The sequence below is a fragment of the Franconibacter sp. IITDAS19 genome, assembly GCF_023079515.1.
Taxonomy (GTDB): domain Bacteria; phylum Pseudomonadota; class Gammaproteobacteria; order Enterobacterales; family Enterobacteriaceae; genus Franconibacter; species Franconibacter pulveris.
On sequence record NZ_JALJCP010000001.1, the window covers coordinates 171,856 to 185,231 of the forward strand.

Genomic DNA, 13,376 nt, shown 5'->3' on the forward strand with positions numbered 1-13,376 from the left:
CCTTACGAGGCGACGCGCAGTTGCGGGTCCAGCGCGGCGCTGGCGCGGGCGCGCGCCGTCAGCCGGAACCACAGATAGCCCGCCAGCATCATGACGGCGAAGATGGCCGCCAGCACCAGGTTGTAGTAAACCATCGCCGCGAGACACAGCACCGCCATGCCCAGCGCGAAGGCCGGGGCGAGGGGGTAGAGCGGCGCGCGGAACGGGCGCTCCAGCCCCGGCTCGCTGCGGCGCAGCTTAAACAGCGACGCCATAGAGACGATATACATAACAATAGCGCCAAAAACCGACATGGTGACGATGCTGGCGGTCAGCGGCATGCCGTTAATGGTGATGAGCGAATCAGAAAAAATCGCCGCAATGCCCACCACGCCGCCCGCAAGAATAGCCAGGTGCGGCGTGCGGGTGCGACGGTTGATTCTGGCGAGGCTTGCCGGCAGATATCCGGCCCGCGCCAGCGAGAAAATTTGCCGCGAGTACCCCATGATGATGCCGTGAAACGACGCCACCAGACCAAACAGCCCCAGCCACACCAGCATATGCAGCCAGCCGCTGTTTGCGCCGACGATGATTTTCATTGCCTGCGGCAGCGGGTCGTTGATGTTGGAGAGCGTGCGCCAGTCGCCCACGCCGCCGGCGAAAATCATCACTCCTACCGCCAGCAAGGTCAGCGTAATGATGCCGCCGCCGAGGGCGCGGGGAATGGTGCGTTTCGGATCTTTGGCTTCTTCCGCCGCCATCGACGCGCCCTCAATGGCCAGGAAAAACCAGATAGCGAACGGAATGGCGGCAAACATCCCCGGCAGCGCCAGGCTGCTGAAGGTTTCCGACCCGGCCCAGCCGTTGGCGGTGAAGTTGCTCCACGAGAAGCCCGGCGACACCACCCCCATAAAGACCAGCAGTTCGAAGATGGCGAGCAGGGTCACGATAAGCTCAAACGTCGCGGCGATGCCGACGCCCAGAATATTCAGCGTCATGAAGATAACGTAAGCGGCGCAGGCAACCCATTTCGCATCGAGCGAAGGGAACTGCACGTTGAGGTAAGCGCCAATCGCCATGGCGATGGCGGGCGGCGCGAAAACAAACTCCACCAGCGTCGCGAAACCGGCGATAAACCCGCCTGTTGGCCCGAATGCCCGGTAGGCGTAAGCAAAGGGGCCGCCTGCGTGGGGAATGGCGGTGGTCAGCTCGGTAAAGCTGAAAATAAACGCGCAATACATGGCGGCTATCGCCAGCGCTACAATAAGAAAACCCATGGTGCCCGCCTGCGACCAGCCGTAGCTCCAGCCAAAATATTCACCGGAAATCACCAGCCCCACGGCAATGCCCCACAGGCGGAAGCTGCCCAGCGTGCGTTTTAATCCGGACTGTTCGGTTTGCATTCTCATTACTCACCTCGCCAATAAACGGATATCCCGCAGGGCTATTGCAAGGAGTGTACCAGCGGCAAAACGGGCAACTTTTCACCCGCCGGTATGAGGCGCTGCCTCGTGAAGTGGCAGGGCGTGCGCCCTTTTGGTGAAGCTTTTGAAAATTACGCCCGCTTATGGGTAAATAACAATTCATTCACAAAACAATTGAGAAAAGCGATGCTGCTGAAAGAACCGCGTCTGAACTTTACCGACGTGATGAACCGTAAAGCGCAGGAGAAAGGGATTCAGCTTGATAATGACCAGCAGCGGCTCATCCGGCATCTGGAGACGCTTGCCGAAACGCTGCTGCGCCGCCGGGCCGCTTTCGCCGGGCTCTACCTGTGGGGGCAACCCGGACGCGGCAAGAGTTTTATCGTCGACAGCTTCTTCGCCGCGCTGCCGCTGGCGCAAAAAAAGCGCGCCCACTTTCATACCTTCTTTCGCGAACTGCATCAGCAGCTTAACGGCCAGGGGCTGGACGCCGCGCTGCTTGAGTTGATGGGCGAGGCGCGGTTGCTCTGCTTTGATGAGTTCCATCTGCACGATATCGGCGACGCGATGCTGGTGAAAAGGCTGATAGCGCTGGCTATAGCGCGCAACGTGGCGCTTATCTTCACCTCAAACTATCCGCCGCGCGCGCTGCTGGCGAACCCGCTTTATCACGATCGCTTTGTGCCTTCCATTGCGCTTATTGAGCGCCACATGACCGTTATGGCGCTCAATGGTCCGCGGGATTATCGCCAGCAGGCGACGGGCCACGGCGTTTTCAGCGAAGGCGCTTATCTGTGGCCCGCCAGTGCGGCCCGGCGGCAGGCTTTGGGGCTGCCGGACGCCTCCGGGGTGGTTGCGCTGACTGTCGGCCACCGCACGCTGCACGCCGCCTCCGCGCCGGGCGAGTTTTTGCATTTTACCTTTGCTGGCCTTTGCGAGGCGCCCACGGCGGTAATGGACTATCTGGCGCTGTGCGAAGGGCATGAGCGCTGGTTCCTTGACGGCGTGCCGCCGCTTGCGCGCGTCAGCCCCGCCGCGCAGCAGCGTTTTATCAACCTGGTCGATGTGCTCTACGACCAGCAGCGCCGCCTGTTTATCGCCGCCGCCTGTCCGCTTACGGAGCTGGTGGCGGGCGTGGAGCAGGAAGACATTGCGCGCACCGCCAGTCGCCTTTCGCAATTAACGACGGAATAAATTAACCTGGCGCTAATTAATTAAGAAAAAGCCAGGGCGGAAGCGAAAATAAATAACGTCTTACATAAAGCCGTTATTAAAATAATGAAAAAAGGGCGCCGTTGGGCATGATCCTGACAGCCTGATTCGCGGGGATTGCTCCCCGCGTAGACGCTTACTTTCAGGGCTTACAGGCTAATAAAGCCGTTACCTCTTTTTCCCCATCCCGGTAACGGAGTTCGTAAAGCCTTTCCCGGGTAAGGAGTATTATTGCCAGCACCGTCGCGCAGACGATAACCAGACGCCATACAGAAGTGTTGTGCTTCATAGCCTTTTCTCCTTGCCGTGAGGCGAGTAAGAGGCTAACATCATGACTGTTTGGGTTCATGTGTCGGCCTCGGGTTAAGTCATTAACTCGGGGCCTTCATCTTTCTGGAAACCACACGTTGCCTGAAACCAGAAAGCCTCAGGCGCCCGCGCAAATAATAAATAACCTGCCTTATCTCAGCTATTTATTTCCGGCGAAGTGCGTACTTTTGCCGTTATTAATAAATTGTCATTCTTCACTCCGCTTTAAATTACGAGCCGCCTCGCATTTTATTTTTATTATTTTCATTGGTTTTCATTTTCCCTTGCTTACTGTCGCCGGCGTTTATTAAGCCTTCCTGTAAATAACCCCCTTTACCGACCGCGACGGTTTTCCGCCACCTTTTTGCAGGATGTCCTGAATCACTACCCTATTCGTCATTCAGGTCATGCCGGGTTCGCGTAATCTCTGTTCATCGACACAACATCGACACAACACAAACACAACAACACCTTACCTGAACCGGAGAAGCAGCATGAACAGAGCAGCAGAGCACAAAGGCACTGCGGTGATTACCGGCGCATCCAGCGGCATCGGCGCCGTTTACGCCGACCGCCTGGCGCGTCGCGGCTACGACCTGATTATCGTTGCCCGCAATCGCGACAAACTGAACCAGCAGGCCCGCCAGATTTCCGCCGAAACGCGCCAGAACGTGGAGGTGGCGGCGGTTGACCTGAACAACCCGCAGGCGCTACGCGCGCTGGAAGAAAAGCTGCGTCAGGACGCCAGCATCACGCTGCTGGTGAATAACGCGGGCGTCGGCACCCATACCTCTCTGCTGCAAAGCGATATTGACCGCATGGAGCAGATGATAGATCTCAACGTCATTGCTCCCACGCGTCTGACCTACGCGGTTGTTCCTGGCATGGTGGCGCGCGGGCAGGGGGCCATCATCAATATCGCCTCCATCGTCAGCATCGCGCCGGAAATCTTAAACGGCGTTTACGGCGGCTCGAAAGCCTACGTTCAGGCCTTCAGCCAGTCGCTGCACCACGAACTGCACGGCCAGGGGATCCAGGTGCAGGCGGTGCTGCCGGGCGCGACCGCCACCGACTTCTGGGAAACCGGCGGGCTGGCGCTTGAGCATTTAGATCCAGACATCGTAATGACGCCGCAGGCGCTGGTGGACGCCGCCCTTGTCGGCTTCGACCGCGGCGAGCTGATTACGCTGCCCTCTTTGCAGGACGAAAGCGAATGGCAGGCGTTTGAAGCCGCTCGCCAGACCATGATGCAACACCTTTCCGTGAATAAACCCGCGCCTCGTTACCAGGCCGCTCAATAAGAAATCTGGAGAAAACCATGAAACTGACCAACAACACCATCTTCATCACTGGCGGCACATCCGGTATTGGCCGTGGGCTGGCAGAAGCGCTGCACAAGCTTGGCAACCAGGTGATCATTTCCGGGCGTCGCCGGGCGCTGCTGGAGGCGGTCAGCAAGGCGAATCCAGGTATGGATTTCGTTGAGCTCGACATCACCGACCCGCAGCAGATTAAACAGGCGGCGCAGCAGCTCATCGCCAAGTACCCGTCGCTGAACGTGGTTATCAACAACGCGGGCATCATGCCGTTTGACGACGCCGCCGGCGCGCTGGATGACGACCAGGCGGTGACGCTTGTCACCACCAATCTGTTAGGCCCGGTGCGCGTCAGCGCCGCCTTTGTCGACCACCTGAAAAAGCAGCCGCAGGCGTGGCTGATAAACAACAGCTCGGTGCTCGCCTTCCTGCCGCTTGCCGCCACCGCGCTTTATTCCGCCACCAAAGCGGCTATCCACTCCTACACGCTCTCTCAGCGTTTCCTGCTGCGTGATACCAGCGTCAGCGTGGTGGAGATTGCGCCGCCGTGGGTGGATACCGACCTTATCTACAAAAGCGGCGACGAGCGCGCCATGCCGCTGGATGATTTCATCCGCGAGACGCTGGAGAAACTGGCGGCGGGTGAAGAGGAAGCGATTGTCGACCGCGTCCTGCCGGTGCGCGACAACCCTGGCCGCAACGAACATGGGCTTGTGAACCAGTTCAACCAGGCGATGGCGGAAAACCCTATTCCGGTTCATTAATTCTCATGCCGGGCCTGGCGCCCGGCCTTTCTCTCAGGCGGGAGACGCGCATGACACCTTCACTTTCACTGCCCCAGCGCCGGGCCTTACGGGCGTTAAGCTTCGCCTATTTCGTACAGGCCACCGGTTCGCTGGCGGTGTCCGGCAGCCTGGTGCCGATTGCCCGCGAGTGGGCCATCAGCGAATCACAAAGCGCCTGGCTGCTGGCGCTGTTCGGCATCACCTTCGCCCTTGCCGCGCCGCTCTCTCAGGTGCTGTTCGGCCATCTGCCGCGCCGCAAGCTGGTGCTTTATGGCGCGGCGACCTTCGGCGGCGGCGCGTTTCTTTTTTCGCTGGCGCCCGATTACGGCGTGCTCGCGGCGTCGCGCATCGTGATGGGGCTTGGCGCCTCGCTGATGGGGCCGGTGCTGGTGGGGCTGGGTGCCGAACTGGCGCACGAGAAAGAGCGCGGCAGCGCGATTGCGAAAGTGCTGTTCGGGCTGTCGCTCGCCAGCATGCTCGGTATCCCGCTCGCCGCCTGGCTTGCCGACGCCTGGGGGCCGAGAGCGCTGTTTGGCGCGGTGGGCGCGGTCAGCCTGCTGGTGGCGCTGAATATTCGCCTGACGGTGCCGGAAACGGGCGCGGGCGTGCGCATCCGGCTCTCCACCATCGGCGACGTGTTGACGAATGCGAAACTGCTGAGCGCCTTTCTGGTGGTCTTTTTTATCGCCGCAGGGGTCTTCGCCACCTATGCGTTTATCGCCCCGGTGGTGCGCGACAGCTTTCACGGCACGGCGCACGATGTATCGGTGGCGCTGGCGGTGCTGGGCGTCGCTGGTATTGTCGGCAACCTGGCGGTCGCTCGTGCGGCGCGTCATTTCAGCGCCGAGAGGCTGCTGGTGGCGGGCATCGGGCTGTTGATGGTCGACATGCTGCTGATGCTGGCCGCGCCGCCGCACCTTTCGCTGCTTTTCGCCGCGTTCACCGTCTGGGCTTTCGCCACCGATATTCTCTGGCCGACCCAGCAGCGGCGAATAGTGGAGGTCGCCGGGCCGTGGCGGGGTATTGCGCTCGCGCTCACCAGCGCCTTTATGTTCTGCGGCATTGGCTTTGGTTCGGCGGTGGCGGCGTGGGTCTATCCGCGCTTCGGCTATGGCGGGCTGCTCGGGCTTTCCGTGCTGCTGCTGGCGCTGGCGCTGGCAAGCCTGGCGGTGTCCGAACGGGCGAAACGGCGCGAGCAGGAAAAGTGCGCCGCCCCCTGTTCGACGACGCGCATTTTGTCGTAAAAAGAGAACTCTTCTTCGCTCCGGAGGCGTGCATGCACAAGATTGGCTTTTTACTGGCGGACGGCTTTCAGCTATTGGCGCTCTCGACGCCCTCGGTGTTTGAGTTCGCCAATCTGGTGATCGGCGAGCCTTTTTACGAACTGGAGACCTGGTCGGAAGCGGGCGGGGCGGTGCGCTCGTCAGCCGGGGTCACGGTCAGCAGCCAGCCGTTAAGCGAGCATTCGCGCGCCGATACCTGGCTTGTCGGCGGGGTAATAAACCCGCTGGAAGCGCCGCCAACGCCTGCGGTGGTCGATTTTCTGAAAGCCGCGAGTCTTAACTCACGCCGCATTGCGGGCATCTGCACCGGGGCGTTTGTGCTGGGCGAAGCGGGGTTGCTGGACGGCAAGCGCGTCACCACCCACTGGGCGCACGCTGAAGCGTTAAAATCCAGAGTTCCCACGGCGCTTATTGAATCAGACCGCATCTTTATTACCGACGGCGCGGTCTGGACATCGGCGGGCATGACGGCAGGGCTGGATATGGCGCTCGGCATCGTAGAAAAAGATCTGGGCGCGGAAGTGGCGCGCTCTGTGGCGCACCGGCTGGTGATGCATCACCGTCGCTCCGGCGGCCAGACGCAGCACTCCGAGATGCTGGCGCTTTCGCCGCGATCCGATCGCATTCAGAGCGCGCTGGAGTATGCGCGCAAAAACTTAAGCCGCACGCTGACGGTGGAGGATCTCGCCAGCGCCGTGCATTTAAGTCCGCGCCAGTTCAGCCGCCTGTTTCGCGAAGAGACGGGCAAATCACCGGCGAAAGCCATTGAAGGCTTACGGCTGGAGGCGGCGCGCCTGATGATTGAGCAAAGCCGTCTTTCGATGGACGCCATCGCCCGCGAAGCGGGCTTTCGCGACCGCCGCCATATGCGCGAGGTTTTCGTGCGCGGCTTTGGCGTGCCGCCGCAGGCGCTGCGTCAGGGGCGTTCTTCTTCACGCGCGGCGTGAACCTTGCCGCGAAAGATCCAAAAGCCCCAGCTGTTGTAGATAAGCGTGACGGGCACAAACGCGCCGAAGGCGATAAGCATTAGCTTCTGAGTCGCAGGCGGCGCGGCGGCCTGGGTCAGCAGCAGGTCGGGCGGCAATAAATAAGGAAACACCGCCAGCAGCATGCCGCCGAAGGCAACGACAAACAGCGTCAGCGTCATGGCCAGCGGTAAAAATTCACGTTTGCCGCGCAGCGCGGCGCCAAGCCCCGCCAGCGCCAGCAGCGCGATCAGCGCCAGCGGCCCGCTGTAGCGCCACGCCAGCAGGTGCAGCCGGTAGCTCTCCTGCAACTGCATCGTCCAGACCACCAGCGCCGCCAGCAGCAGGACGGTTAGCGGCGCAAGCCGCATCGCCTGACGTCGGCCCCAGGCGGCAAGCGCCCCTTCGCAGCGCCAGATAAGCCAGCAGGCGCCCAGCAGCGCGTATCCCACGCTTAGCGCCACGGCGCAGTAAAGCGAGAAAGGCGAGAGCCAGTCCATGGCGGATCCGGTGAAGTGCTGGCCGTTATGGCTGATCCCCTCGATCCACGCGCCCATCGTCGCCCCCTGGCTTAACGAGGCGATCCATGAGCCGGCAATAAACAGCGCATCAAAAAGCGCCGGGCGCTGGTGGCGAAACTCAATCGCCATGCCGCGCACGATAAGCGACAGCAGCATGATGTAAACCGGCAAATAAAGCGCGCTGTAAAGAATGCTGAAGGCGACGGGAAACATCGCCAGCAGGGCGCCGGCGGTGAGCACCAGCCAGGTTTCATTGCCGTCCCATACCGGCAGAATGGTGAGGTTCATCTGCTGGCGGGCGTCGGTGGACTGAAACGGCGCCAGCAGCCCCACGCCGAGGTCGGTGCCGTCGAGCAGCACGTAAATCAGCACGCCGCAGGCCAGCGCCATGGCGCAGAGCAGCGTGAGCGGCGGCAGGGAGAGGGCAACCTCAAGCATCGTAGCGTCCTCTTATGCTCTGCGGCGTAATGCCGCTTCCGGTCTGTTCCGCCACCTCGGCGTTGGCCTCTTTCTCATCGCCCTGCGGCGCTCTGCCCAGCAGACGCAGCAGAAACCAGAGGCCGATGGCGAAGATAGCGAGATAAACCAACACGATGGCGATAAACGAGGTCAACACCAGCGAGGGGGCGACAGGCGAGGTGCTGTGCGCGGTGCGCAGCACCCCATAGACGGTCCAGGGCTGGCGTCCGGTTTCCGTCACCAGCCACCCCGCCAGCATGGCGAAAAAACCCGCCGGGGCCATCGCTACCATGCCGCGCTGCAGCCAGCGCGCACTCCAGAGTTTGCCGCGCAGTCGCGTCACCAGCCCGGCCACGCCGAAAAAGATCATCAGCAGCCCCAGCCCCACCATGGCGCGAAACGAAAAAAACACGCCCGGCACCCAGGGGCGCTCATCCGCCGGATACTGGTTCAGGCTATGGATGGTGCCGGAAAGGTTATGGCGCAGATAGAGCGAGCCGATATTGGGAATAGCCAGTTCGGCATGGTTGCGCTGCGCCTGCATATCGGGAATGGCGAAGAGCCGCAGCGGCTCCCCCTGGCCTGGCGGCGGCGGGTTCCAGCTTCCCTCCATCGCCGCGAGCTTCACCGGCTGGTGATCGCGCGTGTTCTCGCCATGCAGGTCGCCCACCACCGCCTGAAGCGGCGCCGCCGCCAGCAGTAGCCACAGCCCCCAGGAGAACATCAGCCGCGCGCCGCGGTTATCGGGATGCTTTAGCAGGTGCCATGCTCCCACGGCGGCTATCAGGCAGGCGGCAGCCAGCATCGCGGCTATCGTCATGTGCGCGAAACGATACGGAAAGGAGGGGTTAAAGATAACGGCCCACCAGTCGACGGGCTGAAAACGGCCGTCCGCGCCAGTGACGAAGCCTGCGGGCGTCTGCATCCAGGAGTTGGCGGAAAGTATCCAGAAGGCGCTGAAAATGGAGCCAGCCGCCACCACGCAGGTGGCGAAGAAGTGCACCCACGGGCGCACCTTGCCCATGCCGAACAGCACTACGCCCATAAAGCCGGCCTCAAGGAAAAAGGCGATCAGCACCTCCATGTACATCATCGGCCCCATTACTGCGCCGGCGCGGCTGGCAAGCGCGCCCCAGTTGGTGCCGAACTGGAACTCCATCAGCACCCCGGTCACTACGCCGACCGCCACGTTAAGCGCGAAAACCCGGCTCCAGTATTTATAGAGGTTGAGGTAAACCGGCTGCTTGCGCCACAGCCACAGCCCCTCCAGCAGCATCAGCCACTGCGCGAGGCCGATGGTAAACGCCGCCAGCACGATATGAAAACCGATGGTAAAAGCGAACTGACTGCGCGCCAGTAGTAAAGCCGTCTCCTGGCTTATCATGCTTCCTCCGCAAAAACTCAGGCGTCGCTTGGTTTACCGCTGAACGACGAAATCGGTTTATCCACTTCTTCCTCCATGCGGCGGGAAAACGCCTTCAGGCCATTTAAAAGCGGCGTAAGCGAATGCCACAGCTCGTCGTCGTGCAGCATTTTCCAGGCGCCGCGCGCGCCGGGCGCGCTGTCGGCCGCGCTTTCCTCCTGCTCTTCGCGGCTGAGTTCGGCCATAAAATCGCGCAGGCCGAAGGCGAGTTTGTACATGCGCTCAGGCGGAATAGTGGAGAGCGCCAGCAGCAGCACGGAGATGTTCTGGATGGTGTTCAGCGAGCCTTTACGGCTCAGGCCGCTTACGATCACCTGCATCCACTCGTTGTTGGACGCCACCAGATCGTTGGCGAGGCGCAGCACGCCATGCTCATGCAGCGTCTGCAACAGGCGCTGAAGTTCTTCCTCGGCGGTGGGGCCGATTTTGGGCGGCTCCACCTGATATTCAATCGCTTTAGCCATTAAAATTTCTCCGGATGCGGTTCCTGTGCGGGCGGCGGGGTATAGTCGTCACGCTGCCATTTCGCCTCGACCGGCACGTGGGTGATAGGAGTGCGCTTGCCATAGCGGAAATTATGCCGGGGCAGGGGAGAGGGATGCGGCTCGCGGGAGAGTTTCTCGAGCTTCACCGCCAGCTCTTTGTAGGCCGGGGTGTTGACCACCGGGTCGTGATGTTCGCCGGTAAGCAGGTTGATGCCCGGCTTGCCCTGATGAATTGAGATAAAGAGCGAGCCGCCGGCTACCCGGTCCGTCACCACGACCGGCACTTCCAGCGAGCCGCGCCGCGAGGTGAGCTTCACCCAGTCCCCCTCTGCAAGGTCGCGTTCGGCGGCGAGCTGCGGGCTGATTTCCACAAACCAGTCCGGCGAGAGCGACATGGTGCGCCCGCCGCGTCCGCTCTGGTTAGTGGACTGGAAATGCTCCAGCATGCGCCCGTTGTTGAGCGCAAGGTCGTACTCTTCATCCGGCGCTTCAGCGGGCGGCTGCCACTCCAGCGGGTAGAGCACGGCGCGCCCGTCGGGGAACGTAAAGCCGTCGGTGTAGAGCAGCGGCGTGCTCTCGCCATCCGGTTTCACCGGCCAGAGCTGCGAATTCCACCCTTCGAGCCGCTCATAGCTTACGCCTGCGAAAATCGTGGCGATGCTTGCCGCCTCCGCCATGATCTGCGAAGGGTGCGTGTAGCCCCAGTCGTGACCCATGCGCGCGGCAAGGTCGGTGAGGATGCGCCAGTCCGGGCGGCTGTCGCCAAGCGGCGCCATCGCCTCGTAAAAGCGCTGGATGCGCCGCTCGGTGTTAACGAAAGTGCCCTCTTTTTCCACGCTCGGGCAACCGGGCAGCACCACGTCGGCGAACTGCGCCGTGCGGCTTAAAAACAGATCCTGCACCACCAGAAAATCGAGGTCGGTAAACCCTTCGTGAACGTTGGTGGTGTCGGCATCCGAAAACGCCGTCTCTTCGCCGATAACGTACATGGCGCGAATCTGCTTCGTGCGTGCGTGCTCGACCATCTCGAAGTTGTCCGAACCCACCTCAAGCGAGAGCCGCTCCGGCTCAACGCCCCAGGCGTTGGCCCATTTGGCGCGCACGCTTTCATCGCTCACCGATTCATAGCCGGGGTAGTAATTTTTCAGGCAGCCGAAATCGCTCGCGCCCTGCACGTTGTTGTGGCCGCGCATTGGGTAGCTGCCAGTGCCGGGGCGGCCGTAGTTGCCGGTCACCAGCAGCAGGTTAGAGAGCGCCGTGCTGGTGTCGGCGCCGTGGCTGTGCTGGGTAATGCCCATCGCCCAGACAATGCAAACCGACCCCGCGTTGCCGATAAGCTCGGCGGCGGCGGTCAGCTCTTCCACGGAAAGGCCCGTCGTTTTCGCGGCGAACTCCAGCGAGAAGGGCGCCAGCGACTGGCGGTACTCATCCACCTGATTGACGTGGTTCGCCAGAAACGCCTTGTCGGCGTAACCGTTGTCAAACAGATAGCGCGACATCGCCGAGGCCCAGACCATATCGGTACTGGGGCGGATGCGCAGGTACAGGTCGGCGCGCTCGGCCATTTCGTGGCGGCGCGGGTCCACCACCAGCAGCTTCTGGCCGTGGTGTTTTTTCGCCGCTTTGAGGCGCGAGGCGATAACCGGATGGTTTTCAGCGGTGTTGCTGCCGACGATAATCACCAGCTCCGCTTTTTGCAGGTCATCGATGGTGCCCGCGTCGCCGCCGTAGCCGACGGTGCGGAACAGCCCTTTGGTGGCCGGGTTCTGGCAGTAGCGCGAGGAGTTATCGACGCTGTTGGTGCCGATGATAAGCCGGGCGATTTTTTGCGTCAGGTAAGCCTCTTCGTTGCTCGCTTTGCTGGAGCCGATAAAGCCAATGCTCTGCGGGCCGTGCTGGTCGCGGATTTGCAGCAGGCGGCGGGCCACCAGCTCCAGCGCCTCGTCCCAGCTCGCCTTGCGAAAGCGGTCGTTCTCGCGTATCAGCGGCGTGGTCAGGCGCTCCTTGTCATTCAGGAAATCCCAGGCGAATTTGCCCTTTACGCAGGTAGAGATGCCGTTGGCGGGCGCATCGGCGACCGGCTGCACCTTCAGCACATGGCGGTCCCGCGTCCACATCTCAAAGCTACAGCCCACGCCGCAGTAAGTGCAGACGGTTTTGGTGCGCTTGATTTCCGGCTGCCGCCAGTGCATGTCCATCACCGAAATGCCGGTGATGATTTCCGCTCCGGTGCTGTTCTCTATCGCTTTCACAAGATCGATCATCGGACGCTTGAGCGTCTGTTTGATGTTGGTGAAAGGCCCGGCGTCGGGCTGCATGGTTTTTTCCAGCAGCGCGTTGCAGGGGCAGACGGTCACGCAGTGGCCGCAGCTCACGCAGCTTGAGCCGGCGATAGTTTCGCCGCCGTCCCACAGCACGCGCGGGTGCGCCATGGTGTAGTCGATGCTCAGCGTCTCGTTTACTTCGACGTTCTGGCACGCCTCCACGCAGCGGCCGCAGAGAATGCACTGGTCGGGGTCGTACGTGTAGAAGGGGTTGGAGTGATCTTTAACGTAAGGTTTGCGCTGGTATTCGTAACGCTGAATGGGGATATGCATATCCGCCATGGTGTTGTGCAACGTGCAGTCGCCGGTGTTGTGTTCGCAAACGGTGCAGTAAAGCTCATGTTTCGCCAGCAGGCGGTCCATGCCTTCGTGCTGCGCCGCCTGGGCTTTTTCCGTGCGGCTGGTTATCTCCATCCCTTCTGCGCTTTTCAGCGTGCAGCCGCGCACCAGTTCGCCCTGGTATTCGACCCAGCAGACGTCGCAGGTCTGCATCGGTTCAAGCGATGGGTGGTAACAGACGTGGGGCAGCGTCAGGCCCCCTGCGGTCAGAAAATCGATCAACGGGACATTCGCAGGGCCAGTAACCGGCCGCCCGTCGTAAAACAGGGTGCAGAGAGACTCACTCATTATGCTTCCTCAACCTTGCCAGTGGCTGTCGGCGAACGGCGCCGCAGCTGATGAGAACGTCTTTTCCCGACGGGATGCGTTCTCGTTATAGTGGTTTAAAGGTAGCTATGGCCTCAGGGCTTCGCCAGAAAGGGATGTTGCGAAGTATGTACGGTAAGGGCTAAGCGAAACGCGAAAAATAGCGCAGTCGCGCAGAAAACAGGCAGAGTAACGTCTGAGAAAACAGGCGGTTTTGCAATTTGTCGCGCATGTCGGTATAACGTT

At 61.3% G+C, this 13,376-nt stretch carries 11 protein-coding genes; 5 read left to right on the forward strand and 6 right to left on the reverse strand.

The annotated features are described in order from the left end of the window. Positions 1-2 precede the first annotated feature (2 nt). The gene (gene eat, locus MT962_RS00960) at positions 3-1,382 is read right to left on the reverse strand and encodes an ethanolamine permease (RefSeq protein ID WP_029592027.1); all 1,380 of its coding nucleotides are present in this window, start codon (positions 1,380-1,382) and stop codon (positions 3-5) included. 246 nt (positions 1,383-1,628) lie between these two features. Between eat and zapE the strand changes: the two genes are divergently transcribed. Beyond that, entirely contained in the window at positions 1,629-2,597 is a 969-nt protein-coding gene (gene zapE, locus MT962_RS00965; RefSeq protein ID WP_247365077.1) for a cell division protein ZapE, read from the forward strand. A 160-nt stretch (positions 2,598-2,757) separates the two neighbouring features. Here the strand turns inward: zapE and MT962_RS00970 are convergent, their stop codons facing one another. Beyond that, positions 2,758-2,904, reverse strand: a complete 147-nt coding sequence (locus tag MT962_RS00970; protein ID WP_028019862.1) for a Hok/Gef family protein — start codon at positions 2,902-2,904, stop codon at positions 2,758-2,760. Positions 2,905-3,418: 514 nt separating this feature from the next. On the opposite strand from MT962_RS00970, the gene MT962_RS00975 reads away from it, so the two are divergent. From MT962_RS00975 to MT962_RS00990, 4 genes are read left to right on the forward strand one after another with little or no spacing between them, the layout of a single operon-like run. Beyond that, positions 3,419-4,225, forward strand: coding sequence for an SDR family oxidoreductase (locus tag MT962_RS00975; protein ID WP_188723096.1), 807 nt, complete (start codon positions 3,419-3,421; stop codon positions 4,223-4,225). 17 nt (positions 4,226-4,242) lie between these two features. Next, on the forward strand, positions 4,243-5,004 hold the full coding sequence (locus MT962_RS00980) for an SDR family NAD(P)-dependent oxidoreductase (RefSeq protein ID WP_024557794.1): 762 nt from the start codon (positions 4,243-4,245) through the stop codon (positions 5,002-5,004). 50 nt (positions 5,005-5,054) lie between these two features. Continuing rightward, positions 5,055-6,269 (forward strand): MFS transporter, encoded by a 1,215-nt coding sequence (locus MT962_RS00985; RefSeq protein ID WP_028019861.1) that lies wholly within the window; start codon positions 5,055-5,057, stop codon positions 6,267-6,269. Between the two features lie 32 nt (positions 6,270-6,301). Then, a complete protein-coding gene (locus MT962_RS00990) occupies positions 6,302-7,255 on the forward strand; it encodes a GlxA family transcriptional regulator (RefSeq protein WP_024561887.1) in 954 nt (317 codons plus the stop codon). Here the strand turns inward: MT962_RS00990 and MT962_RS00995 are convergent. From MT962_RS00995 to fdhF, 4 genes are read right to left on the reverse strand one after another with little or no spacing between them, the layout of a single operon-like run. Further along, positions 7,225-8,232 (reverse strand): cytochrome d ubiquinol oxidase subunit II, encoded by a 1,008-nt coding sequence (locus MT962_RS00995; RefSeq protein ID WP_024561886.1) that lies wholly within the window; start codon positions 8,230-8,232, stop codon positions 7,225-7,227. The two genes, MT962_RS00990 and MT962_RS00995, sit on opposite strands and share 31 nt — an antisense overlap. Then, positions 8,225-9,637 carry a cytochrome ubiquinol oxidase subunit I gene (locus MT962_RS01000; RefSeq protein WP_247364188.1) on the reverse strand — a complete coding sequence of 471 codons (1,413 nt, stop codon included), beginning with the start codon at positions 9,635-9,637 and terminating at the stop codon, positions 8,225-8,227. The genes MT962_RS00995 and MT962_RS01000 overlap by 8 nt, the downstream gene beginning before the upstream one ends. A 17-nt stretch (positions 9,638-9,654) precedes the next feature. After that, positions 9,655-10,140, reverse strand: a complete 486-nt coding sequence (locus MT962_RS01005) for a hypothetical protein (protein ID WP_024555656.1) — start codon at positions 10,138-10,140, stop codon at positions 9,655-9,657. Further along, positions 10,140-13,112, reverse strand: coding sequence for a formate dehydrogenase subunit alpha (gene fdhF / locus MT962_RS01010; protein WP_247364191.1), 2,973 nt, complete (start codon positions 13,110-13,112; stop codon positions 10,140-10,142). The genes MT962_RS01005 and fdhF overlap by 1 nt, the downstream gene beginning before the upstream one ends. Positions 13,113-13,376: the final 264 nt, after the last annotated feature.

Excerpts from the sequence above, each read along its gene's own strand:
- eat (WP_029592027.1), bottom strand. The coding sequence starts at position 1,382 with ATGCAAACCGAACAGTCCGGATTAAAACGCACGCTGGGCAGCTTCCGC.
- zapE (WP_247365077.1), top strand. The coding sequence starts at position 1,629 with ATGAACCGTAAAGCGCAGGAGAAAGGGATTCAGCTTGATAATGACCAG.
- MT962_RS00970 (WP_028019862.1), bottom strand. The coding sequence starts at position 2,904 with ATGAAGCACAACACTTCTGTATGGCGTCTGGTTATCGTCTGCGCGACG.
- MT962_RS00975 (WP_188723096.1), top strand. The coding sequence starts at position 3,419 with ATGAACAGAGCAGCAGAGCACAAAGGCACTGCGGTGATTACCGGCGCA.
- MT962_RS00980 (WP_024557794.1), top strand. The coding sequence starts at position 4,243 with ATGAAACTGACCAACAACACCATCTTCATCACTGGCGGCACATCCGGT.
- MT962_RS00985 (WP_028019861.1), top strand. The coding sequence starts at position 5,055 with ATGACACCTTCACTTTCACTGCCCCAGCGCCGGGCCTTACGGGCGTTA.
- MT962_RS00990 (WP_024561887.1), top strand. The coding sequence starts at position 6,302 with ATGCACAAGATTGGCTTTTTACTGGCGGACGGCTTTCAGCTATTGGCG.
- MT962_RS00995 (WP_024561886.1), bottom strand. The coding sequence starts at position 8,232 with ATGCTTGAGGTTGCCCTCTCCCTGCCGCCGCTCACGCTGCTCTGCGCC.
- MT962_RS01000 (WP_247364188.1), bottom strand. The coding sequence starts at position 9,637 with ATGATAAGCCAGGAGACGGCTTTACTACTGGCGCGCAGTCAGTTCGCT.
- MT962_RS01005 (WP_024555656.1), bottom strand. The coding sequence starts at position 10,140 with ATGGCTAAAGCGATTGAATATCAGGTGGAGCCGCCCAAAATCGGCCCC.
- fdhF (WP_247364191.1), bottom strand. The coding sequence starts at position 13,112 with ATGAGTGAGTCTCTCTGCACCCTGTTTTACGACGGGCGGCCGGTTACT.